The sequence below is a fragment of the Acidovorax benzenivorans genome (genome assembly GCF_028680575.1).
In the GTDB taxonomy this organism is placed as follows: domain Bacteria; phylum Pseudomonadota; class Gammaproteobacteria; order Burkholderiales; family Burkholderiaceae_C; genus Acidovorax; species Acidovorax benzenivorans.
Genome location: NZ_JAPCKI010000021.1, coordinates 50,620 through 74,091, shown reverse-complemented (window position 1 = coordinate 74,091; position 23,472 = coordinate 50,620). Strand labels below are relative to the sequence as shown.

Genomic DNA, 23,472 nt, shown 5'->3' with positions numbered 1-23,472 from the left:
GTTCGCGCGCCCGACTCACGGGTTCAGCAAATCACCTGGATCGCCGGTGCCATCAATGGCTGCGCGCTGTGCGCGGTCGAGCAGCACCTCGCGACTCCAAGCGGCCACGGTCGCTGCTGCATCCACCACATGTGCCCAGGTGCAGCGGTTGGCGAACAGCATGCCAGGGACATCGAAGGTACCGCCGCGGCTGATGTAGCCAAGGGCGCGAGTCTTGGCGGGGCCACTGTCAATGCGGCGCAGAATGCCAAGCATGGGTTCCGGGCGAGTGTGCGTGACAATCACGCGCGGCAGGCCCGATGGGAACAGTGTGCTAACGGTTACGTCGTCATCGACGAATTCAGCTTCGATGGCATCGCGTGGAATACGCAGGCGGCCGGGTTCCAGGACGACGGTGACACAGGCGCACTTGCCCAGCTCAGCAAGGTGCTGCTGTGCCTTGATTGCCTCGTCCAACTGGTAGGCGCCCAGCGCGATGAGTTGCACCTCGGCATTGGCGGGATTGCCTATCAGATGGGCTGCGCCGTCACTGATCAGACGTTGCGCCGATTCGGCGTCGAAGCGATTCTCCACGTCGCGCTTGGAGACGATCAGGCAAGCAAGCTGGCCGCGTCCAGCATAGACGTCACGCAGTGCGGCGACGGCGGTATTGCCATCCACCGGGAACAGCACGCGCGAGGTGTCTGACATTTCGCCGAGCAGGGCTTCACCGATGGTCGGGTCTTGGTGCGACTGTTCGTTCTTGGCGTTTTCCCAGGTGTGCGAGGTGACGATGAGCGGCACCGACAGCCAACCGGCGGGCTGGCCGGCCTGGCGCTGGTGGCGAGCGAAGATGATTTCCTGCCGCATCAGGCCGAGCATCTTCACTGCGAAAGCTTCGTAGCTGACGATCAGGTTCAGTCCGCCCTTGTTGCCGAGTGCGGCGGCGGCCACGGCTTCTTCATTGAGCGCGGTGATGACGGCGCCGTGCAGATCCTCGGGCACGCCCGGTTCGGGCTCGTTGACGCGGTGCTTGAGCAGCGCCAAGGTGCCACCCATCTTGTTGCTGGCCAATTCGTCAGGGTTGCCGATGCGCATCCGCATCTCAGGATTGGCCTTGGAAAATTCGACGAACCACTGGTCCAGTGCCGTCATCGCACTGCCTTCGCTGCCCGGCGTTTCCCAGCACGGTTCGGGCAGCTTGGGCGCAGCGGGATGGCGGTGTGCCATCGGATGCGCGCTTTCCAGTGGACGCTGCTGGGCGGCGTGGGTCGCGAAGGCGGCGAGCGCGGCGTCGAGTTCAGCCGGCGCAACGAACAGCGCAGCCGCACTTTTGTTGAACAGTTCACGCATCGAAGCATCGGTGTGGGGGTTGCCGCCCAGCGGCAGGTTGTGCGCGGCATTGCTGCCTGCACCGGGAAAGCCGAAGCCCTTCTCGGTCTCGGCGATCACGTAAGGCAGAGGCGCCGGATAGCGCCGATCCGGATCGGCGGCGAAGGCATGCAGCGTGTCCTCGGCTTTGATGATCGCCCAGGCGATCGCGGACGGGTCGCGACCATCGACGATCACTGGATCAAAGCCATTGTGGCGCACGTCTTCAGCCAGCCATTGCGCACCGCCTTCTTGCATGATCTGAGTACGCTGCTCGATGCGGCGGCCATTGAGAATCATCACCGGCACGGCGAAGCCGCTGTCCTGCGCGCGCCACCAGCGTGGTGCCCAGTCCGGGCCGCGCTGTTCCTCGAAGGCACCGTCGCTGAGAAAGGCAACCAGCGATTCGCCAGGCAGCGGCATGTGGATGTACTGCAGTTCGGCAAAGCCGAGGTAGCCGCCTTCGGACACGGCGCCGGCAGTGTTGGGGCCGGCATGGCTGCCCAGCGGCACAGCCGGGAGGCCCTGCGCATTGATGGCATAGGAATAGAAATCAGCGCACAGGCGCGACAGGCCTTCCTCACTGCGGTCGTAACGGCCCCGCTGCGCGGGCGAGATGTCGCCGGTGAGCGCATTGACGGCTTCGATGGCGGCGACGCAGTGGCCTTGGCCCATGATCCAGCCGCGCCTGCTGCCGGTGAGCGCGTTGGCGAGCAGGTAGCCGACGAAGGCCTGCACCATGTTCAGCGAGCCACCGGTGTGGCCTTCTGGCGTCAGCTTGAAGTCCTCCTCAGCCAGCAGCGCGCCGGACAGGTCAATGCGCTTCGCATAGGTCATGTGCGCGACCACGTTCATTGCCACGCAACCCAAGCGGTCGGCGGCAGCAAGGAAGGTGTAGGCCGTCGCCTCATCGGCAACGCGGCCATCGGCGATCAAACCGGCTACCAATGCATCTACACGTGCGACGGTCTCCTCGTGATGGACGATGGGGCCGTGGCCGGCAAACCAGCGCTGGCGAATGATGGAACCGGTGGTCATACGATTGTCCTTCTTTGGTGCCGATGAACCCTGCGTGGGACATCACCCGGCGATCATGAGTTTCTGCGTACAGCGTGCTGCGATCCATTCCTCGTTGGTGGGCTCCAACGCGACACGCACGCGGCTGCCAGTGGTGGAGATGACGGGGGCATTAATGGTGTTGGCATCGGCATCGAGCTTGATGCCGAGGAAGGCCAGGTCGCGGCAGACGCGCTCGCGCACGAAGGCGTTGTGCTCACCGACACCGGCAGTGAACACGAGCAGATCCAGGCCGCCCAGGACTGCGGTCAGCGCGCCGATCTCGCGCACGATACGGCGCACGTAGAGCGCCAGCGCGATGCGGGCGCGTTCGCCAGCCTCACCGGGATCATTCTCGTGCTTCACCACCACGCGCGGTTCGGCCGAAATCCCGGAAACACCGAGCAGGCCGGACTGGTTGTAGAGCGTGCTGCCCACTTCTTCCAGCGAAAGTCTTTCGACCTCCATCAAGTAGAGCAAAGCGCCGGGATCGAGCGAGCCCGTGCGGGTGCCCATCATCAGGCCGTCGAGCGCGGAAAAGCCCATCGTGGTGGCGACGCTTTCCAGGTTCTGCATAGCGCACAAGCTGGCCCCGCTGCCGAGGTGCGCAACAATGGTGCGGCCTCGTGCCAGCTCACCATGGCGCTCGGGCAGAGTGTGGCTCATGTAGTCGTACGAAAGCCCGTGGAAACCGTAGCGGCGCAGACCACGTTCCCAGGCCGAATACGGTAGCGGCAGGATCTGCTCCACCTTCGGCATCGTCCGGTGAAACGCCGTATCAAAGCACGCCACTTGAAGAACTCCAGGCCACTGCTGGAACAACAGGCTCATGGCCTTCAGAGGAAAGGGTTGGTGCAGCGGCGCCAGAGGGATCAAGGCTCGCAGGTTCGCGATGGTGTCGGCGGTCACCACGGTGGGTTCGAAGTACCTGCAGCCACCATGGACGACACGGTGTGCAATAGCCACGATGTGGCAGCCGTCAAGTCGGGCCGCGACGCGTGCTTGAATCAACGCGAGGGCGGCAGTGTGAGGATGTTCGTGATCCAGGTTGATGAGCTGCGTCGCAGTCACGCTGTCGCTGTACTCAGGTGCAGGACCGGCTATTCCTTGCACTTTGCCCTGCCACAGTGGCTTGCGCGGCAACGGGTCTGCCTGCGCATCGAACAAGGCGAACTTGATGCTCGATGAGCCGCAGTTGAGAACCAGGATGAGGCTCGGCTGCGGGGTGCTCATCGTGATGATTTTGATCGTGATGGCATATGCGAACTGGCCTCGGACCAATATCTATCAGCGTTTCCCATAGAACTGCTCCACGAACGATTGCCGGAAGCTTTGGTGGCAGGCCAGGCAGTTTTGCTGCGTTTTGGAAAACGCTGTAATCACGGCCTGGCCATCGCCCCGCTTCGCGGCATCCCCCATGGCGGTCGCGGCGTCGTGGACGTGGCCATCGAAGTCTCGAAACTTTCCAGCGTCAGTGCCAAGCCAGCCGAGGATGCGCATCTTTTCCGAAAGGGGCGGTTCGGCGTGCTTGGCGATTTTTGGCGCCAACTCGGCGACCAGCGCCCATTCTTCCTTGGAAATCGCGCCAGTGACGGCTTGCATGTCACGGCCAAGCTTCTCCATGACGGTGCGCAGTGCCATTGGTTTCGTGGCCTCTACGGACTGTGCGCCAAGTCCTGTTGCGGTAATGGCCAAGGCCACGGACAAGGCGACTGTGAAAAGCGAGCGGGTGTTCAAGGGGTGGCTCACGGGATTCTCCATGGGGGTCGTTGATGAATGTTTTGCAAACGGGCTGATGGTGGCTGGCATGCTCAAAATTCGATGCTCAGGGCAATCGATCCGAAGGCGTGGCGGCCGATCTGCTGGTCGAACTCGCGGGTTCTCCAGACGCGCATGACTGCAAGCCGCACGCCGTGCCCGGCAACAATCCATTGGCTGCTGATGCCGATGGCCGCCTGAACGACCCAGGGCCGACGGCTGACGTGGTGACTGTGGCGAAACAGGTTTCCGTCGAGCGAGAAGTCCCAGGCGACCGCCTTGGCCTCGAGGTTCAGGAAGACATGCGCGCCAGGTTTGGGCGCCAAGGCTGATTGCGGTGTTGTCGTGCGCAAATCGGCAACCGCTGAAGGTGGCCGGTTTTCCGCGCCAGGGCGGATTGGATAGCTGCCGAAGTCGTTCGGAATGTTCCAGCCGGCCCGCCATTCCAAGCCGGTGCTGGCCGCGGTTTCAATGTTTCCGATCCGCAGGGCATAGCTGCCGATCACGTCGCTGTCCCATCCTGGCTGGACGGCACCCTCCGTGTACGACTTGAACTTGCGCTCCATGGCCATCTGGAACGCAGGCTCGTTGCGCAACTGGTTGTCCCAGCCGCGAAATCGCTCGATGCCACGCACCCGATGCACCAGATCCTGCGACTTCTCTGCCAGCGACCAGGGGCCGATCACGCCCAGGGTTAGTTCGCGTACGTCCAGCATTTCATAGCTGGCAGCCTGTGGGTGGATTCGGCGATTCCACGCCAGGCCCAGGTAGAGCAGGCCAGCGTACGGCCGATCGTCGGCAATCAGATCGGTACGCGTCTTGTCCTCGGGTGTGTACATAGACTGACCAAAGCGAACGACAAGGTTTTGCGACGATGCCTGGGCGCCGGAGTCTCGCCAGAACTCGGGATCAGCCCAACCGATGAAACGGGCGTACCAACCGATCGGCCGGGGCAGGCACTCCGGGCGGAGCGCACCTTGCAGATCGCGCGACACCAAGGTCAACGCCACCCCATTGGTGTAGTTGCGGTCGGTGCCGGTGAACAAATCGTTCTCCAGGCGCAAGGTCCCGCCCCTCCAGCGCAGGGATTGCTCGGGCGGACAGTGGGAAAGATCAATCGAGAGCGGGAGTTCCGCGCTGCGGGCAGCGTTGGAACCGAGCGCCGCGCCGACAAGCAGCAACGCGGTGGCGGCCCATATCGGCCGCGGCGTCTTGGTGCCGCGCAGGCGCGCATTCTGCTTGCCCATCCGCATCACGCTGGCCCGCCATCCACTGCCCGATCGACGTAAAAACGTTCGAGGGCGTCGATGATTTCCTCGGCTTCGTCCACGCAGGTGAACAAGTCGAGATCCGATGGTGATACATAGCCTTCGTCGAGCAGAAGATCAAAATCGACGGCGCGGCGCCAGAATGCGCGCCCCGCAAGAATCACCGGAATCCGCTTCATCTTGCCGGACTGGATCAAGGTCAGCACCTCGAACAGCTCATCAAGCGTTCCATAGCCGCCGGGGAAGGCCACCAAACCTTTTGCGTGCAGCAGGAAATGCATCTTGCGCACCGCGAAATAGTGAAACCGGAACGCCAGCTCCGGACACATATAAGGGTTCGGCGCTTGTTCGTGCGGCAGCGTGATGTTGAGGCCGATCGAGCGTGCGCCAGCCTCGAAGGCACCACGGTTGGCCGCCTCCATGATGCCCGGCCCGCCGCCAGTGACGACGACGAAGTCACGGCAGTTCTGCTGCTGAAATCGTGCCGAGATCAGGCTTGCGAAGCGTCGCGCCTGCTCATAGTGGCGCGCTTGATCCACCCGGCGTCGGGCCTGGGCGAGTTCCCGCGCCAGCTTGGCATCGGACGGCGCGGCGCGTGTCTGTCGCTCCAGCGTGTCGCGGCGCGCAGCCGCGGTTTCGGCGTCGCTTACGCGGGCACTGCCGAAGACCACCACCGTCGAATGGATCCCTTGTTCGTGCAGGATGCGTTCGGGCTTGAGCAGTTCGAGCTGCAGCCGCAATGGCCGCAGTTCTTCCTGGCCAAGCAAGTCGATGTCCTCGTATGCGAGGCGGTAAGTGGGTGAATCGAGGATGGCGCGCAGGCGCTCGTCAGGATTTGCCGACGGGGTCATCGCTCGACCGCCAGAAAATCCGGCCAGCGCAGCACATGACCATATTCGGGCACCGTAACCTGCCAGCCGAGTTGCTGTTGCAAGAGTTCGGCGAAGGCCTGCGCGGCGGACAGTTCCCCATGCACCACGAAGGTTTGCGCCGGGGGTTGAACAAAACCCCGAGCCCAATCCAGCAACGCCTTCTGGTCGGCATGCGCGGAGAGGCCGTCCACGCTGTGGATCGCCGCACGTACCGGGATGTCCTCACCGAAGATGCGTACACGTTCGGCACCCTCGATCAGGCGCCGACCAAGCGTCCCCTGCGCCTGAAAACCGGGAAACAAGATGCTGCATTCCCGGCGCGGCAAGTTGTGGCGCAGGTGGTGCCGGATACGCCCCGCATCGCACATGCCGCTGGCAGAAATGATGATGGCCCCGGAGCGGATCCGGTTCAGCGCCATGGACTCCTCAGCGCTCGCTGTGAAACTCAGGTATGGGAGGTTCTCGCCGCGCGCGTGCCATCCTGCCAACCGTTTCGCCTGTTCGTCGAACAATTCGAGATGTTCTCGCGTGATGCGCGTGGCCTGCGTGGCCATTGGCGAATCGACGAATACCTTCGGTTGCCGCAGCCGCCCCTCGCAGGTGAGTCGGTGCAGGTGATAAAGGATTTCCTGGGTTCGGCCGACCGCGAAGGCCGGCACGATGACATTGCCGCCGCGTTCGAACAATGTCTTTTCGACGATGCCGATCATTTCCTCTTCGGTCGCCGAGAAATCCTTGTGCTGGCGGTTGCCGTAGGTGGACTCGATGACGAGGATGTCGGCGTCCTCGATGGTTGTCGGGTCGCGCAGTATCGGGCGCGCCGGTTGGCCGAGGTCGCCACTGAAAACGAGCTTTGTCGGGTAGCCATATTCGGTGACCCAGACCTCGATGATGGCCGACCCAAGAATGTGCCCGGCATCGCGGAAACGGGCGCGCACCCCGACGCGGGGCGCGAACTCCCGGTCGTATTCGATGCCTCGCACCTGCTGCAAGCAGTCGCTGGCATCCTGCAGCGTATACAGAGGCGGCAGTGCGTCCTTTCCGCGGAGTCGCTGCGCATTGCGTTTTGCATCGCTCTCCTGGATGTGGGCACTGTCGGGCAGCATCACGCCCAGCAGATCAACCGTGGCGGGAGTGGCGTAGATGGCCCCCTTGAACCCGGCGCGCGTGAGTTTTGGCAATAGCCCACTATGGTCGATATGGGCATGGGTCAGGAGCACGAAATCAATCGACGCCGGGTCGAACGGGAATGGCTCATGGTTGCGGGCCGCCGCCGTGCGGCCGCCCTGAACCATGCCGCAATCCACCAGGAAGCGTACGTTGAGCCCTTCCACCAAGAAACACGACCCGGTGACTTCGCGCGCAGCGCCCAGAAAATGCAGTTTCATGGGATGCTCACTCCGGTTTTTTCTTTTGTATCGGGCAAGTGCTCAGGCCACGCAGACGGTAGCCCGGACAGCGGCCAGCCAGGCCGGTGATGAGGGGCATGATTCCGATGAGTCCCAGCCAACGCCAGGATGAATCCAGCCACAGCGGGAGGCTGAGCAGAACCAGTCCGACGACGATGCGGACAATGCGGTCGAGACTTCCAACGTTGATTTGCATGACGGTCTCCTTGTGTTGAGTCAACGGCTTGAAAACGCGAGGGGGGCGGTAGCGCCACGAAGCGAATGGGTTGCGGTCGGTGCCGCCGTGGATACGTCCCAGCCACCACCAAGGGCCTTGTGCAGCGCCACCAATTGCACGGCGGCGTTGGTATGTGCCCGCGCGGCTGCGGTTTCGGCCTCGTGCAGGCTGCGCTGGGCGGCCAGCAGTTCGACCAGCGCGATGTCGCCTGCCGCGTAGCGCGTCCTGGCGTGGCCGTAGCTGGTGCGCGCCGCATCCAGTGACATGCCGCGGCGCGCCAAAGTATCCAGCCCGCCGTGGTAGTCGACCAGCGCGCGTTCGGCGTCGCCCAGCGCCGCTAACACGGCCTGCTCATAGGCCAGCGCGGCCTGGCGCTCGGCGGCCTCGCGTGCCCGAATTTCGGCTCGCACGCGGCCGCCGTCGAACAGGCGCCAGGAAATCAGCGGCAGGATGGAGAAGCGCGCACTGGAGGCATCGAACCAATCGCCCGTACTGAGCGCTTGGAACCCGCCACCCACACCGATGGAGAGTTTGGGAAACAGCTCGGCCGTGGCCACGCCGATGTCGGCGGAACTTGCCGCCAGGCGTCGTTCTGCGGCCAGCACGTCGGGGCGTCGGCGCAGCATGTCGGCGCGCTCGCCCACCGGCAGCGCCCGCAGCGTGCTCGGCGCCAAGGGGCCATCAAGCAGTGCCAACTCCCGCTCCGGCGGTGCGCCCAGCAGCACGCCCAGGCTGAGCACCGCGGCGCGCTGGCGCGCCTCGATATCCGGGATGAGCGCGTTGACTGCCGTCCATTGGGCGTACGCTGTCTCTACATCGGCGGCCGACGCGTCGCCCAGCGCATGCCGCAGGCGCACCAACTCCCAAGTCTGCTGCAGCGTGTCCAGCGTGGCCTGTTGTGCGTGCAACTCATAGCGGGCGCCGACGGCGTTGAACCAGGTGCGCGCGACCTCGGCCACGATGCGCATGCGTACGCCCTGTGCCTCGGCTTCGGTCGCCTGCAGGCGGGCGCTGGCGCCTTCCAGGGCGCGCCGCTTGGCCCCGAACAAGTCGGCCTCCCAGGCCGCGTCGAAGCCCGCGTCGTAGATGGTCTGCGTGGCGTCAAGACCGGGGATGGAGCCTACGGGCAAAGGGCCGTTCTCGCTTTGACGGCGCCGGTTGACGCTCGCGCCAGCGGCGGCGGTGGGCAATGCTTCGCCGGCCACACGATCGCGCAGGGCGCGCGCCTCATCGATGCGTGCCGCAGCCTGGCGCAGATCCAGGTTCTGTGCCAGCGCCGTGACCATCAGGCGATCGAGGACGGGATCATCCAGTGCAGACCACCATTGGCTTAAGTCTGCGGATTGGGATGCGCTTGCCAACGGCAGAGTCCAGCCGCTGCCGATGTCGACCGGCGGTGGCTCGCGGTAGTCGGGGCCCACGGTTGCGCAGGCAGTCAGCAGCACGCAGGACAGTGCCAGCGCGAGGGGACGTACGCGCCCAGGGGTCAGGCCGGTGGCGGTTGCGCGAAGAAAGGGTGTGCGGGTCTTGGATTTCATTGCAGGCGTCCTCGGACGAATACGGTGGCCATGGTCAACGTGGCGAGGGAGATGACCGCCAGCGGCCACAGGCTGGCGAGAATGTCACCGGTCGGCATGGCCTTGAGAAAGCTGCCTTCGACGATGATCAGGAAGTGGGTCAGCGGAATGGCCTGAGCCAGCCATTGCAGGACGACGGGCATGTTTTCCACAGGCGTGGCAAAGCCGGACATCAGCACCGCCGGAATACCGACGGCAAACGCGCCCAGGATGGCCTGCTGCTGGGTCATGCTGACGGCGGAAATCATCAGGCCGATGCCAACCACTGAGGCGATGAACAGCACCAGGCTGGCAAGCAGCAGCGCGAACGAGCCCGTGAACGGGATGCCGAACAGGAAGACGCCCGCGCTGATCATGAACAGGCCCAGTAGCGTGCCGATGGCCAGCGCCGGCAGGGACTTGGAAATGATGATTTCCGGCGTCGAGGTGGGCGACACCAGCAACTGGTCGAAGGTGCCGAGCTCGCGTTCGCGCGCTATCGATAACGAGGTGATCATCAACGAACTGAACAGCGCCAGGATGCCCGTGAGGCCGGGCACGATGTACCAGCGATAGACCAGGTTCGGATTGAACCAGTGGCGCACGACGACCGGCGTCGGCGCTTGCGCGTCGGGCACGACCTCAGCGCCGACCTCAGCAGCGATGGTGGACAGATAGGCCACAGTGATTTGGCCCGAGTTGCTGCGCCGGCCATCGACCAGCACCTGCGCGCGGCCGCTGTCACCGGCGGCGATGGCGCGCGAGAAATCGACGGGAATAGCGAGCGCGGCGATCACCTCGCCGCGGTCGATCAGTTCGTGCAGCTGCAGCTGGCTGTCGACATGCCGGACGTGGGTGATGAAGCGGGCACTGTCGAGGCGCTGCACCAGTTCGTGTGACCAACGCCCGGCGTCCTGGTTGTAGACGGCAATGTCGACGTTGCGCACCTCCAGCGTCGCGGCAAAGGCGAAGACCAGCAGTTGCAGGATGGGCGGCGCGAACACCACCATGCGGCTGCGCGGGTCGCGCAGCACGCTGAGCACTTCCTTGATGAACTGGGCGCGCAGGCGGGTGAACGAGAATGCAGCGAAGAACATCGGTTCACTCCAGGTTTTTGCGCGTGGCGCGCTTGGCGATCACGAAGAACAGCGCACCGATCGCCGCCATGGCCGCCAGGTTGGGCAGGAAGACGGCCCAGATGTCGCCGGCCAGGAACACTGTCTTGAGCGAATCGACGAAGTAGCGCGCCGGAACCGCCCGGGTGATGGCCCGGATCGGTGCGGGCATCGCGTCGATCTCGTACAGGAAGCCCGACAGCATGAAAGCCGGCAGGAAGCCCGAGAACAGCGCGATCTGCGCCGCCAGGAACTGGTTGCGCGCCAGTGACGAGATCAGCAGACCCTGGCCCAGCGCCGGCACCATGAACACCGCCGACAGCAGCAGCAGCGCTGCCAGCGAGCCCCGCATCGGCACGCCGAACACGAACACCGCCAGCGCCGCGGCGCCAAGCGTGGACAGCATGCCGAGCACGAAGTACGGCAGCAGCTTGCCGATCAGGATTTCGGCCACCGAGGCCGGTGTGGACAGCACCGCCTCCATGGTTCCGCGCTCCCATTCGCGCGCCACCACCAGCGCCGTTAGCATGGTGCCGATGATGGTCATGACGATGGCGATGGCTCCGGGAATCAGCGCTTGACGGCTTTCCAGCTCAGGGTTGAACCAGTAGCGCGGCTCCAGCACTACGGCCTGCGGCGGCGCCGCGACATCGAGCCCGGCGCGCCAGGTCTGGACCACGCCGCGCGCATAGTTCTCGACGTAGTTCGCGGTGTTGGGGTAGGAGCCGTCGGTGATGATCTGCACCAGCGGTTCGCTGCCACGCTGCGCCAGGCGCTGCTCGAAGTCCTGCGGGATCACCACGTAGCCGCGCAGGTCGCCGGAGATCAGTTGATCGGCCACTTCGCGCCGGTCATGGGCGAAATAGGTATCCAGGAAGCGCGTACCGGCAAAGGCCGCCGCAAGCTCTTGCGCCGCAGCGCCGGGCGACTCCAGCACCACGCCGACACGGACATTCTTCGCATCCAGCGACACCGCATACGCGAACAGCAGCAGCAACACCACAGGCAGCACGAACGCAATCAGCAGCGTCGAGGGATCGCGCAGCGCCTGGTAGCTTTCCTTGGTGACCAGAGCGATGAGGCGCCGCAGGTCGAAACGGCGCAAATCAGCCTGCGCGGTGCTATCCGCATTTTTGTGAGGTGCAGCGACGCTCATTTGGCGACCTCCATTTCACGTTCGGCGGACTCCACCAGATGAATGAAGGCATCCTCCATGGTCGGATCAGGACGTTCCGAACTGATGGCGATCCGCTTGAGTGCGTCGGGCGTGTCCAGCGCAATCAGGCGCGCGCGCGACAGCATGGCCACGCGGTCGCAATACTCGGCCTCGTCCATGAAGTGGGTGGTGACCATGATGGTCACGCCCTTTCGCGCCAGGCCGTTGATGTGGGTCCAGAATTCGCGCCGGGTGATGGGATCTACCCCTGAAGTGGGTTCGTCCAGAAACAGCACCGGGGGCCTGTGCATCAGCGAGCAGGCCAATGCCAAGCGTTGCTTGTGCCCCAGCGGCAGGGAATCGGGTGTCGAGGACAGCCAGCCGCCCAGATCAAAGGTGGCGATCATTTCCTCGATGCGTTCGCGCCGGGTTTCACCTTCCAGCCCGTAGACGCCGGCCGAAAATTCCAGGTTCTGCCGCACCGAGAGCAGGCCGTAGAGTGAGAACTTCTGCGCCATGTAGCCGAGTCGGCTCTTGGCTGCGCCGGTGGCGCGGCGCAGATCGTGCCCCACCACTTGCGCCTCGCCCGCAGTGGGCTTGAGCAGGCCGCACAGCATCTTGAAGGTAGTGGATTTGCCGGCGCCATTGGGCCCAAGCAGGCCGAAGATTTCACCCTTTTGCACTTCGAAGCTGACGTTGTCGGTGGCCGTGAATTCGCCGAAGCGCTTGGTGAGATTGCGGCAAGACACCGCAATGTCGGAACCCAGCTCGACCGGCGACAGGCGCTCGGCGAGCTGCGATGTACCGCCGGGGCCGCCGCCGAGAAGATCGATGAAGGCGTCTTCGAAGCGGGCCGGCACTTGGGCCAGGCGCACTTGGGCCTGATCCGCCAGCTGTTGTACGTCCTGCACGGTCGCGCCCTCGCGCAGCACCACGCGGACACCAGCGCCCTGAATCACACCATCGCTGACGCTGGGCAAATCCAGGACTTTCGTCAGGACTGCTCGGCGTTCGGTGCCGACATCTTCGAGACGGAAGCTCCGGCCTTTGAGCTGCGCGGTCAGCTCTTGCGGTGGGCCGTCGAAGAGCAACTGGCCTTCGTTGAGCAGAAGCACGCTTTCGCAACGCTCGGCCTCGTCCAGATAGGCGGTGGACCAGACCACCGCCATGCCCTCATCGGTCAGGGCCTGCACCATGCGCCACAAATCCTGGCGGCTGACCGGGTCCACCCCGACTCCAGGCTCGTCCAGCAGCAGCACCTTGGGTCGCGCCATGAGCGCACAGGCAAGGCCGAGCTTTTGTTTCATGCCGCCGGAGAGCTTGCCGGCCAGGCGCTTGGTGAAGGGCGCGAGGCGCGTGAAATCCAGCAATTCGGCGAACAGCGCGGCGTTGCGATCCGCATCCATGCCGCGCAACTGCGCATACAGCCGCATGTTCTCCATCACCGACAGGTCTTCGTACAGGCCGAAGCGCTGCGGCATGTAGCCGCTGGCGACGTGGATCGCGTCGTTGTCCTTGACCACGTCGAAGCCGGCCAGAGTGACACGGCCAGCATTGGGCACCAGGAGCCCGGTCAGAATCCGCATCAGCGTCGTCTTACCGGCGCCATCGGGGCCGACCAGTCCCGTCAGCCGCCCATAGTGGATGCGTGCGCTCAAGCTCCGCAGGGCCTTTACGTCGCCAAAATGCTTGTTCAGGCCTTCGATGACGACGGCGGCGTTATCGGCGCTGGCGCTTGTAGGCGTGGTGGCCATGGCCGTGTTCGCCTGCATCTCAACGCTCCCCCACGCGCGCGCCAGAGACTGGTTTGGCATCGACCGCTATCGTCACCGGCATGCCCTGGCGCAAGGCGGCGTCGGCATCGGCTTCGTCGATGACGATGCGCAGGCGATAGACCAGATCCGTGCGCAAGTCCGTCGTCTCCACCGTCTTGGGCGTGAACTCGGCGCGCGGCGAGATGAAGCCGATCTGGCCGCGATAGACCTTCTCCGAAGAATCGCTCTTGACGCGCACCGCCGTGCCGGGCGCGATGCGCCCCAGATCCGGCTCACCCACGTAGGCGCGCACATACACAGGCTTATCCAGACTCAGGCTGTAGACCGTGCTCTGGCTCGCGACCATGCTGCCGGGTTCGCGCACCCGCGCGATGACGGTTCCGTCGCTGGGCGACGTCAATTCGGTGTCCGCCAGGGACGTAGTGGCTTGCGCTGCTGCTGCCTGCGCGGCCGCCAGACGAGCCTCTGCCGCGGCGATGTCCTCTTTGCGAAAACCTTCGATTGCTTGCGACAAGGCGGCCTTGGCTGCTTCGGCGCCCGCGGCGGCCTGATCCCTTGCGGTGCGGGCGGCATCGACCGTACGCTGGCTGCTGGCGCCTGATGCCAGCAGGCCGCTCTGGCGCTGAAGATTGCGCTCGGCCTCGGTGACGAGCGCCTGAGCTTTCTTAAGCGCCTCGCGCGCCTGGGTGATCTCCTGCGGCCGCAGGCCACGGCGCAGCTTGGCCAGTTCCGCCTGCGCCACCTGCACCTGGGCCTGTGCCGCCACAAGGGCGTCCCGATACGGTTGCGCGTCGAGCGCGGCCAGGCGCGCGCCGGCGCGGACGGCATCACCCTCATCGAAAGCCATCTGCATCACGCGCCCGGGCTGGCGGAAGGCCAGTTGCACCTCGCGGATGTCTACGTTGCCGTAGAGGCGCAACGCATCTTCCTTGTTACGGTCGCGCGATAGCCAGAACGCCAGTGCGCCGCCAAGAGCGATCACGACGACAGCGATCACGGCCCAACGAATTTTTTTGATGGAGAGGTTTGGAGTGGTCATTGAAGGGTTTCCGCTAGATAAATATGTTCAGTGCTCGCGCGCGGTCGGCACATTCGCCGCTGACCGGCGCCAAGCCATGGCCGCTATGCCCGCCCACACCAGCGTGCGCAGCGTCATGGCCGCCGCCGTCCGCCGCTCCCAGGCGCCACCCAGAACCACATGCACTCCGAAAGCCAGGAACACGAGCGCACTCGCCACCGCGATGGCAACCGCCAACCACATAGCCCAGCGCCGGCGCATCCACAAGCCAACGCCCGCGACGATGTAGGCGAAACCGGCCAGAAAATTGAACCAGAGCACGAACGGCACATAGTGGCCGGCTGCCTGGCGCGCCGCACCGTCGACAAACAGCACTGCGCCACCTTCCTGGAGGGTCAGCAGGCCAAATCCGATGGCAATCAAGGAAATCACACGCATCCAGATCGCGCGTCCGCTGTGTGCCGTCATGTTTGTTGCTCCCGATTTATCGAAGGGTTTGGAGGTCGCAGTCGCGCTTGCGGAGCAGACGGATCCTTCATTTGGTGCTTTCGATGCCACGCCGATAGATGGCAAACACGCCCGGCGCGTCTCGCCGAATGCGACTGACCTTGCCGGCCAGCAGCGACTGCATGACGAGTCCCTGGATCGTGCCGATGAACAACACGGCGGCGGCATCCACATTCAGATCCGCATCCAACTCGCCCTGCACCTTGCCGACTTCCATCAAACGGCGCAGGCGCTGTTCGTATTGACGAATCAAGGTCTGCACCATCCGCTTGGCGAGTGTCTCGCCGGAGCGCTGCAGCTCTCCGAACAGCATGCGCGGCACGCCGGGATGCTTGGCCACGAAGTCGATGTGCGCCATGAACATGGCTTCGAGCGCCGCGGCAGGTGACTTAGCGCCTTCGGCCGCCTTGTCCACGCGTACCAGCAGACGCTCGCCGACCCAGGTCAACGTTGCCTCCAGGATCGCGTCCTTGTTAGGGAAGTGACGAAACAACGCGCCCTGCGTCAAACCCATTCGATCGGCGATGGCCGTGGTCGTGATATCGGCCGGGTTTTGCTCCGCTGCCAAGTCGACCACGGCTTGCACCGTGGCTGCACGCCGCTCTTCGGCGGACAGATATTGAGGACGTTCGCTCATCGCTCAGACTCCATAAAGTAAGTGACCTATTACTATCCTAACACGCAAATTAACCATGACGCAAGATCAGAAAGCAGACAGGCTGTGGCGGTAAGGGCCAGCTCTTTTCCATCCGGTGCGCTCAACGACCGACTTTGATGAATCTCAAGAAGCGAGCGCGCCATTCAAGCGGTTGACGAGGCATTCGACTGACAAGTCGGCTAGTTCGTTGAGGGTGCGGGAAGTTGATTCGCCGGGGCGCCAGTGGAAATTCATCCCACATGGCCAGCAAGGCTTGCATCTTTTCCTGCAAGCGATAAGATAGTAATAAGTCACTTGCTAAATGAGATGATCAAACATGAACCCCCTTGCCACGTCTGACAAGTCCGTGCCGGCACCATCCGAAATCTTTCACCCCGATGTCCTGGATACGCTGGCGAACGCCTGGCGGGCGCGCGCCACTGGCGGGCTGTCGCCGGCTGCGGGTTTGCTGGCTTGGTACGACTGGGCGCTGCACCTGAGCCTTTCACCGGGCAAGCAGCGCAGCCTGATCGAAAAAGGGCTGCACAAGCAGCAACGCCTGGCGCGCTACGCCGCGCACGCTGCAAGCGCTCAGGGCTGCCCAACGTGCATCGAACCGCTGGAGCAGGATCGGCGCTTCGCGGCTCCGGCCTGGCAGCAGTGGCCGTTCAACGTCATTCACCAAGGGTTCTTGCTGCAGCAGCAGTGGTGGCACAACGCCACCACCGGCGTGCGTGGCGTGTCGCGCCATCACGAGAACATGGTCACTTTCGCGGGGCGGCAGTGGCTGGACATGTGGTCGCCTTCGAATTTCGTCTGGACCAATCCGGAAGTGCTGGAAGCCATCAGAGCCAGCGGCGGCGCCAACCTGTGGCGCGGCGCCATGAACTTCTTCGACGATGCGCAGCGTCTCGCGCTTGAGGATGCGCCGGCCGGGGTCGAAGGCTTCGAGGTTGGCAAGGACGTGGCGGTCACGCCGGGAAAGGTGGTGTTCCGCAACCACCTCATCGAGCTGATCCAGTACACACCCACGACGCCCGATGTGTATGCCGAGCCGGTGCTGATCGTGCCCTCGTGGATCATGAAGTACTACATCCTAGACCTGTCGCCACACAACTCGATGGTGAAGTACCTGGTCGACCAAGGGCACACGGTGTTCATCATTTCATGGAAGAACCCGACCGTGGTCGATCGTGACCTTGGCCTGGAGGATTACCGGTGGCTGGGGGTCATGGATGCGCTGGACACGGTCACGGCCATCGTGCCCGAGCGCAAGGTGCAGGCGGTTGGCTATTGCCTGGGCGGCACCTTGCTGACGATCGCCGCTGCTGCGATGGCGCGCGACGGCGATGATCGGCTGCACAGCTTGACGTTGCTGGCGTCGGAGACCGATTTCCGCGAGTCGGGCGAAATCGCACTGTTCATCGACGACAGCCAGTTGGCTTGGCTAGAAGCCGGGATGTGGGACAAAGGCTATCTCGACGGCAAGCAGATGGCCGCATCTTTCCAGATGCTCAACTCGCGCGACCTGATCTGGTCCCGCCGCGTGCGCGAGTACCTGCTGGGCGAACGCCAGCAGTTCAATGACCTGATGGCCTGGAACGCCGACGTGACGCGCATGCCATATCGCATGCACAGCGAGTACCTGCGGCGCCTGTATCTGAACAACGATCTGGCCGAGGGGCGCTACCAGGTCGGCGGACGGCCGGTGGCGATCGCCGACATCGAAGCGCCGATGCTCATCGTCGGCACGGTGCGCGATCACGTCGCCCCTTGGCCATCCGTCTACAAGATGCACCTGCTCAGTGATGCGGAGCTGACCTTCGTCCTCACCAGTGGCGGGCACAACGCCGGCGTGGTCAGCGAGCCGGGGCACCCGCGGCGCAGCTACCAGATGGCGACTCGCAGCACCGGCGCCCGCTACGTTGATCCACAAACATGGCGCGCCGAAACCCCACTGAACGAGGGCTCCTGGTGGCCGGCCTGGCAGCAATGGCTGGCGCGGCGCTCGACCGGGCGTGTGACGCCGCCTGCGATGAGCGGCACGCAAACACCGCTTGGTGATGCGCCGGGAACCTATGTGGCAATGCGATGACATGACGCCCCGAGGCCTCAATTCAGCCACCCGACTTCGACCGGGACACTCCTGCGGGATGGACCATACCCGCCCTATTGGGGCATCTCATGACCGTGGAGCAATGAAATGAACAGTGAACTGCCCATCCAACTTTACAAGGCCAATGCCGAACTGCAGCTTCAGATCACCCGTTTGCTGCAAGAAAGCGGCCATCACTGGCTGGAAGCCATGCAACAGCTCAGCGCTGGCAGCATGCTAGAGACCACCTCGCGCATCCAGAACCTCCAACAGGCGGCCGACTGGCAGGCGCTTGCAACCTTGCCGACCGAGGTGTTCTGGCGCCTGTCCCAGGGCCGCATGGGCGATACCCAAGCGGTCGGCCAGGCCGCCGCGAAAAGCCAGGCAGTCTTTGCCGATGGCTTGCGCCAATCGCTCTCGGCCTGGCAGGCATCCGTCTCCGAGGCATTCGGCGCCAGTGGTGACACAGCCTCTTTTGCCCAGCTTTGCCAGCAATGGGCCCAGCCCTGGACCGCGCCATCCACTGCGCCCCAGGGCAAAGCCAAGAAGTGAAGAGGTTGCCATGAGCATCCCTCAACGAACGGCCTTGGTGACCGGAGGCAACCGGGGACTGGGCGCTGCGATCGCCCGTTCCCTGCACGATGCCGGCCACCGCGTGATCGTCACGCATACGCCAGGCAACCCCACGATTGACCAGTGGCAGCACACGCAGGCGGCGCAGGGCTACGGATTTGCGGCCTACGGGGTGGATGTGTCCGACTACGAGTCGGCGCAGGAGCTGGCGCGGCGCATTCATGTCGATGGACATCGTATTGACATCCTGGTGAACAACGCCGGTATCACCCGCGACGCGACCTTGCGCAAGATGGACAAGGTCGGCTGGGATGCCGTACTGCGTACCAACCTGGATTCCATGTTCAACGTCACCAAGCCGTTCATCGATCCGATGGTCGAGCGTGGCTGGGGTCGCATCATCAACGTCTCGTCGATCAATGGCAGCAAGGGCCAGTTCGGGCAGACCAACTATTCGGCGGCCAAGGCCGGGGTCCATGGCTTTACCAAGGCGCTGGCGCTGGAAGTGGCGCGCAAGGGCGTGACGGTCAATACCGTCTCGCCGGGTTATCTGGCCACCGAGATGGTGATGGCGGTGCGTGAGGATGTGCGCCAGAAGATCATCGATGCGATTCCGGTCGGGCGCCTCGGTCAGCCAGCCGAGATTGCGGAGCTTGTCGCCTTCATCGCCAGCGAAGCCGCCGCCTTCATGACTGGTAGCAACGTCGCCATGAATGGTGGCCAGCACATGTATTGAGCGGCCATGGAATCCGCGCCACAAGCAATCAATTTCTGACGCTGCAATCCCCAAGACCAATCGACTTCGGACGGAATGCCATGTATTCACGACTCCTGGTGCCGCTGGACGGCAGTCCCACATCGCTTCTGGCCCTCGATCATGCCCGCGCTTTGGCCCATCTGAGTGGCGGCACGGTGATCCTGCTGCATGTCGTCGAGCCGACCCGACACAGCACGGGTTTCGAACGTCCGAAGGTCTACATCGAGGATGTCCGTCCGCGCTTCATGGCGGCTGGACAGGCCTTGCTGGATGAGGCCGCCAACGGATTGCGTCAGGACGGACTTGCCGTGGAGACGGTGCTTCTTGAAAGCGGTGCCGAGCGCGTGTCGGAACAAATCGCCAAGCAGGCCGAGGCAAGTGCGTGTGATCTGGTCATCCTGGGCACCCACGGGCGTCGCGGCGTGGATCGGCTGCTGCTCGGCAGCGACGCGGAGCAGATCGCGCGCATCGCGCCGGTTCCCGTGATGCTGGTACGCCAACCGCACCGCAAAGGAATCACATGAACGAACAAACTTCTGAACACGTTAGTGCCGTTGCTCCCAGTGGTGTCGCGCGTCTCATCGCCCATGTCAAAGCCGTGGCCCCGGTGCGCACTGCCGTCGTGCACCCCTGCGACGCGCTCAGCCTGGGCGGTGCACTGGACGCACGCGATGCCGGCATCATCACGCCAGTGCTGGTGGCGCCGCTTGCCAAGCTGCGCGCCGTTGCAGCCGATTTCGGGCTGGATCTGGGGGACAGTGAGATCGTTGATGTGCCGCACAGCCACGCTGCCGCGGCCACCGCCGCCCGGCTGGCTGGCAAGGGCGAGGTGCAGGCACTGATGAAAGGCAGCTTGCACAGCGACGAGTACCTGGGCGCCATTCTGGCCCCCGAGGCTGGCCTGCGCACCGAGCGCCGCTTGACGCACTGCTACATCATGCAGACGGCCAGCTACCCCCGGCCCTTCATCCTCACCGACGCCGCCATCAACATCGCTCCGTCGCTTGAGGACAAGGCCGATATCGTGCGCAACGCCATCGATCTGGCACACGTCATCGGTGTGCCCGAACCCAAAGTCGCCATCCTGGCGGCGGTGGAAACGGTGAACCCTCGCATGCGCTCGACGCTGGATGCGGCAGCCCTGTGCAAGATGGCCGATCGCGGCCAGATCACAGGCGGCCTAGTCGACGGGCCGCTGGCCTTCGACAACGCAGTCTCGCCCGAGGCCGCGCAAGTCAAGGGCATCCGGTCGGCCGTGGCAGGGCAGGCTGACGTGCTTGTTGTGCCTGATCTGGAAAGCGGCAACATGCTGGCCAAGCAGCTTGAGTTCCTGGGCGGTGCCGAAAGCGCCGGCATCGTCATGGGCGCGCGTGTGCCCATCGTGCTCACCAGCCGCTCCGACTCGCGCACCACGCGCCTGGCATCCTGCGCCATTGCACTCATGCTGGCCGAACGCAGGCGCGCCGCGCCGCCGTGAGGCGCTTGCGCCACCGATTCAACCCGCATTTCAAAATGGAGTCTTCACCATGAAATACAGCTTCAAGGGCAACAGCGCCATCGTCAGCGGCGGTGGCTCCGGCATCGGCGAGGCGACGGCCCGTCTGCTGGCCGCCAACGGCGTGCAGGTTGTTGTCTCCGACATCGACCTTGAGGCCGCACGGCGCGTGGTGGAGGCCATCGACGCCGCCGGCGGCCGCGCCGTGGCGCACGCCGGCAACACCGCCCGTCCCGACGACGCACAAGCAGCGGTGCAGTGCGCACTCGAACATTTCGGCGCCCTGGATCTGGCATTCAACAATGCCGGTATCAGCGGTACGCTCAAACCTGCGGGAGAACTGGCGGCGGACGAGTGGCAGCACGTCATCGACGTCAATCTCTCTGGTGTTCAATATGCCCTGCGGGCGCAGATTCCGGCCATGCTGGCCGCCGGTGGTGGTGCCATCGTCAACATGTCGTCCATCCTCGGCCTGGTTGGCAGCGCCACCGCCCCAGCCTACGTCGCCGCCAAGCACGGTGTCACCGGCCTCACGCGTTCAGCGGCGCTGGCCTACGCGGCGCAGGGCATCCGCATCAACTCCATCCACCCGGGCTATATCGATACGCCGCTGCTCAAAGTGTTGGACGAGGCGACGTTGGCGGCGCTCAAGGGCATGCACGCAATCGGGCGCCTGGGCCAGTCCGAAGAGATCGCCCACGCTGCCTGCTTCCTGCTCTCCGAGGGCGCCAACTACATGTGCGGCAGCGCGCTGGTGGTCGATGGCGGCTATACCGCCGCTTGAAATTACGGTCGCGGCTGAGGTCGGCAACGCCGGTGCAGCATCAAGGTGTGAGACAGGTGGCCTTTGCATTCTCTTTGCGGTGGTCGATCGTGATCGTTGCCGTGTTCGCACTTGGCGGCTGCGCGATTGTCAGCGAGTTCAAGCCCTCTGTGACTGTACGCGCAATGGCACCGGATGAATACGTTGCGCTACGGCGGGGCGATGTCCTCGGCACGGGAAAACTAAGTGCGTTGACTGTGCAGGCCCTCCGCGTCGCCGAAATTGATGAACGGGCCTGCGCAAAGAGCACCTCACTTGCTTGTATTGCGGCGATAGCCGCGGTCAAGGACATGGACGAAGAGACTAGGACATCGGCTCTGGCTGAGCTTTGGTTGCAGCATGCCGTGTCCATTTCAATTTCGGCTCCTTACACCGAATCCTCCTCCACTTCAGCTTGGATCGAGACGGCACGGTATGCGTATGCCTATCTCTTCTTTACCAGGCGCGCACCCGGCGAACGCGCGTTTGAGGAGCGGCAGACGCAGGTGCGCGACTGGTACAACTACGCAGTACAAAAAACGGTCGCACAGCTGTTTGGCGTACGCCAAGGGAAACCGGATGCGAAGGCTGTCAAGGCCAAAGGTGTGCTGCGTTTGGGTGATTGGACTTTGCGAGTTGACCTGAATGCTCGCCTGCCGAACGGCGCGGCAATGCCGCGCGAGTTGTTGCCTGCCAGCGCGCTGAGATTCCAAGGTCTGCGCGGCATCTACCGTAGGGATGGCCTGGGCGCTGAACTGGTGGCCGTAACCGATGCCCAGTCGTTGATCAATCAAAACGGGTTACCCACCGGAGATGATTTTTCGACGAAATCCAACGCCTGGAACGAAATGCCCACCCCCAACGTGACGGTAGTGCTCCGCTTCGACGTGCGCTCTATGGAGGAGCTGCTGGCCTCGCACGAACTCGTCGTTGCGGTATATGACCCGCTGGTGCAAGACTATTTGTCGCTCCATGGGCAACGCGTTCCGCTGGCTGGCAATTTCACAGCTGGCTATGGTCTGTGGCTGGCACGCTCGGAGTTCAATCGGCAATCGTTGTTGGGTCTGCTTGGGCGTGACCGTGGAATCGATCAGCCGCGCCTGTATCTGATGCAGCCATTCGATCCACAGCGGCGCATCATCGTGATGCTGCATGGACTGGCGAGCAGCCCCGAGGCTTGGGTCAACCTGGCCAATGAACTTCTGGCCGACGAAGAACTGCGGTGCGCCTTCCAAGTCTGGCAGGTCTATTACCCCACGAACATGCCGCTGCCAGCCAATCATGCGGCAATCCGACAAGTTCTGCTGGCCGCTTTGCATCACTTCGACCCGGAGGATAAAACCGCAGCTTCACACGGGCTGGTGTTGGTTGGGCACAGCATGGGCGGAGTGCTCGCGCGGTTGATGGTCTCCACGTCGGATCAGCAATTGTTGAAATGGGCCGAATCGGATCCGAGGATCGATCTGAATCGTCTTGGCAAGAGCCGCGCCAAAATTGACCCTCTCCTGCAATTTCAGCCATTTCGAGGTGTTGAGCGGGTGATATTCATCGCCACGCCCCACCGTGGAACCGTGGTTGCCGGCCAAGGGTTTGGGCGCTGGGTAGCCGGATTGGTCCGCTTGCCGCTGACGCTGCTGGAAGCGCTCGCTGGCGCCATTCCGGCTCGCGCCTACACCATGGGAACAACCCAGGAAACGCTCCTGGAGCGCATTCCCAACAGCATTGATCAACTCGACGAAAAGGATCCTTTTGTCAAAGCCGCAGCGGAGCTTCCTATCTCGGGTCGGGTGTTATATCACTCGATTATCGCCAGGCAGAACACCGATGGTTCTCTTGCGGACTCCGACGACGGCCTGGTTCCGTACAGAAGTGCCCATTTGGAGGGGGCCGCCTCGGAAAGAATCATCGTGTCCGGGCACAGCGTGCAGGAGACCGCTGCTTCAATCGCGGAGATCACGCGAATCCTGCGTGAAGACATTGCAAGGCATCAGCTGACAACCGCAGACCTCCCTCCCGCCGAAAGGAGGGGGACTTGCCTCGCCTATTGATCGATTCA

General features: G+C 63.7%; 20 protein-coding genes and 1 pseudogene. 7 read left to right on the top strand and 14 right to left on the bottom strand.

The annotated features are described in order from the left end of the window. Positions 1-15 precede the first annotated feature (15 nt). From OIN59_RS23155 to OIN59_RS23090, 14 genes are all read right to left on the bottom strand, one after another. On the bottom strand, positions 16-2,388 hold the full coding sequence (locus OIN59_RS23155; protein ID WP_274114305.1) for a phosphoketolase family protein: 2,373 nt from the start codon (positions 2,386-2,388) through the stop codon (positions 16-18). A gap of 42 nt (positions 2,389-2,430) precedes the next feature. Continuing rightward, the gene (locus tag OIN59_RS23150) at positions 2,431-3,639 is read right to left on the bottom strand and encodes an acetate/propionate family kinase (RefSeq protein WP_274114303.1); all 1,209 of its coding nucleotides are present in this window, start codon (positions 3,637-3,639) and stop codon (positions 2,431-2,433) included. A gap of 54 nt (positions 3,640-3,693) precedes the next feature. After that, positions 3,694-4,167, bottom strand: a complete 474-nt coding sequence (locus OIN59_RS23145; protein ID WP_319005940.1) for a cytochrome c — start codon at positions 4,165-4,167, stop codon at positions 3,694-3,696. 50 nt (positions 4,168-4,217) lie between these two features. Continuing rightward, positions 4,218-5,411: a lipid A deacylase LpxR family protein gene (locus OIN59_RS23140; protein WP_226466839.1), complete on the bottom strand. Its 1,194-nt coding sequence runs from the start codon at positions 5,409-5,411 to the stop codon at positions 4,218-4,220. A 5-nt stretch (positions 5,412-5,416) separates the two neighbouring features. Then, positions 5,417-6,283, bottom strand: coding sequence for an LOG family protein (locus tag OIN59_RS23135; protein ID WP_274114298.1), 867 nt, complete (start codon positions 6,281-6,283; stop codon positions 5,417-5,419). After that, a complete protein-coding gene (locus OIN59_RS23130; protein ID WP_028840143.1) occupies positions 6,280-7,692 on the bottom strand; it encodes an MBL fold metallo-hydrolase RNA specificity domain-containing protein in 1,413 nt (470 codons plus the stop codon). Before OIN59_RS23130 ends, OIN59_RS23135 begins: the two co-directional genes overlap by 4 nt. Before the next feature lie 7 nt (positions 7,693-7,699). After that, the gene (locus tag OIN59_RS23125; RefSeq protein WP_274114296.1) at positions 7,700-7,909 is read right to left on the bottom strand and encodes a YgaP family membrane protein; all 210 of its coding nucleotides are present in this window, start codon (positions 7,907-7,909) and stop codon (positions 7,700-7,702) included. A gap of 20 nt (positions 7,910-7,929) precedes the next feature. Further along, complete coding sequence (locus OIN59_RS23120; RefSeq protein ID WP_274114294.1) at positions 7,930-9,468, bottom strand: efflux transporter outer membrane subunit; 1,539 nt, start codon at positions 9,466-9,468, stop codon at positions 7,930-7,932. Then, positions 9,465-10,583 (bottom strand): ABC transporter permease, encoded by a 1,119-nt coding sequence (locus tag OIN59_RS23115; protein ID WP_028840145.1) that lies wholly within the window; start codon positions 10,581-10,583, stop codon positions 9,465-9,467. Before OIN59_RS23115 ends, OIN59_RS23120 begins: the two co-directional genes overlap by 4 nt. Positions 10,584-10,587: 4 nt before the next feature. Continuing rightward, the gene (locus OIN59_RS23110; RefSeq protein ID WP_274114291.1) at positions 10,588-11,757 is read right to left on the bottom strand and encodes an ABC transporter permease; all 1,170 of its coding nucleotides are present in this window, start codon (positions 11,755-11,757) and stop codon (positions 10,588-10,590) included. Beyond that, positions 11,754-13,511: an ATP-binding cassette domain-containing protein gene (locus OIN59_RS23105; RefSeq protein ID WP_274114289.1), complete on the bottom strand. Its 1,758-nt coding sequence runs from the start codon at positions 13,509-13,511 to the stop codon at positions 11,754-11,756. The genes OIN59_RS23110 and OIN59_RS23105 overlap by 4 nt, the downstream gene beginning before the upstream one ends. A gap of 19 nt (positions 13,512-13,530) precedes the next feature. After that, positions 13,531-14,571 carry a secretion protein HlyD gene (gene hlyD, locus OIN59_RS23100; protein WP_021249551.1) on the bottom strand — a complete coding sequence of 347 codons (1,041 nt, stop codon included), beginning with the start codon at positions 14,569-14,571 and terminating at the stop codon, positions 13,531-13,533. Positions 14,572-14,598: 27 nt separating this feature from the next. Beyond that, entirely contained in the window at positions 14,599-15,018 is a 420-nt protein-coding gene (locus OIN59_RS23095) for a hypothetical protein (protein ID WP_021249552.1), read from the bottom strand. A 67-nt stretch (positions 15,019-15,085) separates the two neighbouring features. Continuing rightward, positions 15,086-15,694: a TetR/AcrR family transcriptional regulator gene (locus tag OIN59_RS23090; protein ID WP_274114285.1), complete on the bottom strand. Its 609-nt coding sequence runs from the start codon at positions 15,692-15,694 to the stop codon at positions 15,086-15,088. Between the two features lie 337 nt (positions 15,695-16,031). Between OIN59_RS23090 and OIN59_RS23085 the strand changes: the two genes are divergently transcribed. From OIN59_RS23085 to OIN59_RS23055, 7 genes and pseudogenes are all read left to right on the top strand, one after another. Further along, positions 16,032-17,789: a PHA/PHB synthase family protein gene (locus tag OIN59_RS23085; RefSeq protein ID WP_021249554.1), complete on the top strand. Its 1,758-nt coding sequence runs from the start codon at positions 16,032-16,034 to the stop codon at positions 17,787-17,789. Between the two features lie 108 nt (positions 17,790-17,897). Continuing rightward, positions 17,898-18,341: a phasin family protein gene (locus OIN59_RS23080; protein ID WP_021249555.1), complete on the top strand. Its 444-nt coding sequence runs from the start codon at positions 17,898-17,900 to the stop codon at positions 18,339-18,341. Between the two features lie 10 nt (positions 18,342-18,351). Further along, complete coding sequence (phbB, locus tag OIN59_RS23075) at positions 18,352-19,098, top strand: acetoacetyl-CoA reductase (RefSeq protein WP_031346930.1); 747 nt, start codon at positions 18,352-18,354, stop codon at positions 19,096-19,098. Positions 19,099-19,178: 80 nt separating this feature from the next. Continuing rightward, positions 19,179-19,643: a universal stress protein gene (locus OIN59_RS23070; protein WP_021249557.1), complete on the top strand. Its 465-nt coding sequence runs from the start codon at positions 19,179-19,181 to the stop codon at positions 19,641-19,643. Continuing rightward, positions 19,595-20,596: pseudogene (locus OIN59_RS23065) on the top strand (bifunctional enoyl-CoA hydratase/phosphate acetyltransferase); the annotation flags it as partial. The gene OIN59_RS23070 and the pseudogene OIN59_RS23065, both read left to right, overlap by 49 nt. Positions 20,597-20,645: 49 nt before the next feature. Next, positions 20,646-21,398 carry an SDR family NAD(P)-dependent oxidoreductase gene (locus tag OIN59_RS23060; RefSeq protein ID WP_021249559.1) on the top strand — a complete coding sequence of 251 codons (753 nt, stop codon included), beginning with the start codon at positions 20,646-20,648 and terminating at the stop codon, positions 21,396-21,398. 56 nt (positions 21,399-21,454) lie between these two features. Continuing rightward, on the top strand, positions 21,455-23,464 hold the full coding sequence (locus OIN59_RS23055) for an esterase/lipase family protein (RefSeq protein WP_274114277.1): 2,010 nt from the start codon (positions 21,455-21,457) through the stop codon (positions 23,462-23,464). The last annotated feature ends 8 nt before the right edge of the window (positions 23,465-23,472 follow it).